Annotated in this window: 1 rRNA gene; it reads right to left on the bottom strand. The window is 53.3% G+C overall.

What is annotated here, in order from left to right:
- Positions 1-58: 58 nt before the first annotated feature.
- Positions 59-2,417 (bottom strand): 23S ribosomal RNA (locus L7A15_RS10570); the annotation flags it as partial.

Below are 2,417 nucleotides of genomic sequence, written 5' to 3'. Positions count from 1 at the left end.
GGGTTGTTATCTCAAAACCATACAGTGGACGCAAACAAACAAACACGTACTAGCTAAAAAGTGTAAGCCTTCGGACTATTAGTACCAGTCAACTCCACGGGCATTCCCCGCGTCCATACCTGGCCTATCAACCCCATCATCTATAGGGATCCTCACACAGCAAAAGCTGCCAGGAAATCTCATCTCGAAACAGGCTTCCCGCTTAGATGCTTTCAGCGGTTATCCCTCCCGAACGTAGCCAATCAGCCATGCACCTGGCGGTACAACTGACATACCAGAGGTTCGTCCGTCCCGGTCCTCTCGTACTAAGGACAGCCTTTCTCAAATTTCCAACGCGCGCAGCGGATAGGGACCGAACTGTCTCACGACGTTCTGAACCCAGCTCGCGTACCGCTTTAATGGGCGAACAGCCCAACCCTTGGGACCAACTCCAGCCCCAGGATGCGACGAGCCGACATCGAGGTGCCAAACCATGCCGTCGATATGGACTCTTGGGCAAGATCAGCCTGTTATCCCCGAGGTACCTTTTATCCGTTGAGCGACGGCCGTTCCACAACGTACCGCCGGATCACTAGTCCCGACTTTCGTCCCTGCTCGACCTGCCAGTCTCACAGTCAAGCTCCCTTGTGCACTTACACTCAACACCTGATTGCCAACCAGGCTGAGGGAACCTTTGGGCGCCTCCGTTACTTTTTGGGAGGCAACCGCCCCAGTTAAACTACCCATCAGGCACTGTCCCTGACCCGGATCACGGGCCGAAGTTAGACATCCAGAGCGACCAGAGTGGTATTTCAACAACGACTCCACAAACACTAGCGTGCCTGCTTCACAGTCTCCCACCTATCCTACACAAGCCGCACCGAACACCAATACCAAACTATAGTAAAGGTCACGGGGTCTTTCCGTCCTGCTGCGCGAAACGAGCATCTTTACTCGTACTGCAATTTCGCCGAGTTCATGGTTGAGACAGTAGGGAAGTCGTTACTCCATTCGTGCAGGTCGGAACTTACCCGACAAGGAATTTCGCTACCTTAGGATGGTTATAGTTACCACCGCCGTTTACTGGGGCTTAAATTCTCAGCTTCGCCAAAAAAGGCTAACCAATCCTCTTAACCTTCCAGCACCGGGCAGGAGTCAGTCCGTATACATCGTCTTACGACTTCGCACGGACCTGTGTTTTTGATAAACAGTCGCTTCCCCCAATTCTCTGCGACCCATACACGCTCCCCACCGCTTGTGTGGTTCACGCTCAAGGCTCCCCTTCTCCCGAAGTTACGGGGACATTTTGCCGAGTTCCTTAACCATGATTCTCTCGATCGCCTTAGTATTCTCTACCTGATCACCTGTGTCGGTTTCGGGTACGGGCGGCTAAAACCTCACGCCGATGCTTTTCTCGGCAGCATAGGATCACCAAATCCCCCAAAACGGGGTCCCATCACGTCTCAGGCCAACACCGGCGCATTTAACAACCGGATACCCTACACGCTTAGACCACGACAACCATCGCGTGGCTTGGCTACCTTCCTGCGTCACACCTGTTAATACGTTTACCTCCAAAAATCGGGTCCTGCAGTCCACCGATAAGCTCCCACACCCGAAGGTGCAGGTTACAAACGGCTTCTCACAGTTAGCATCAAAATATCAGTATGGGCGGTTTTTCGCCGGTACGGGAATATCAACCCGTTATCCATCGACTACGCCTGTCGGCCTCGCCTTAGGCCCCGACTAACCCAGGGCAGATTAGCTTGACCCTGGAACCCTTGATCATCCGGCGCACGGGTTTCTCACCCGTGATTCGCTACTCATGCCTGCATTCTCACTCGCATACCCTCCACCACTGGTTTCCACCGCAGCTTCACCGGATACACGACGCTCCCCTACCCAACCAGTCATAAAAACTGATTGCCATAACTTCGGTGGTGTACTTGAGCCCCGCTACATTATCGGCGCAGAATCACTTGACCAGTGAGCTATTACGCACTCTTTCAAGGGTGGCTGCTTCTAAGCCAACCTCCTGGTTGTCTAAGCAACTCCACATCCTTTCCCACTTAGTACACGCTTAGGGACCTTAGTTGATGGTCTGGGCTGTTTCCCTCTCGACAATGAAGCTTATCCCCCACTGTCTCACTGCTACGCTCTCACTTACCGGCATTCGGAGTTTAGCTGACGTCAGTAACCCTGTGGGGCCCATCGGCCATCCAGTAGCTCTACCTCCGGCAAGAAACACGTAACGCTGCACCTAAATGCATTTCGGGGAGAACCAGCTATCACAGAGTTTGATTGGCCTTTCACCCCTATCCACAGCTCATCCCCTCCATTTTCAACTGAAGTGGGTTCGGTCCTCCACGACGTCTTACCGTCGCTTCAACCTGGCCATGGATAGATCACTCCGCTTCGGGTCTAGATCCTGCCACTCA

It is taken from the genome of Rothia nasimurium, from assembly GCF_928391935.1.
Classification (GTDB): domain Bacteria; phylum Actinomycetota; class Actinomycetes; order Actinomycetales; family Micrococcaceae; genus Rothia; species Rothia nasimurium_D.
Note: the sequence above shows the minus strand (reverse complement) of the source record. Positions and strands in the feature narration are given on the sequence as shown.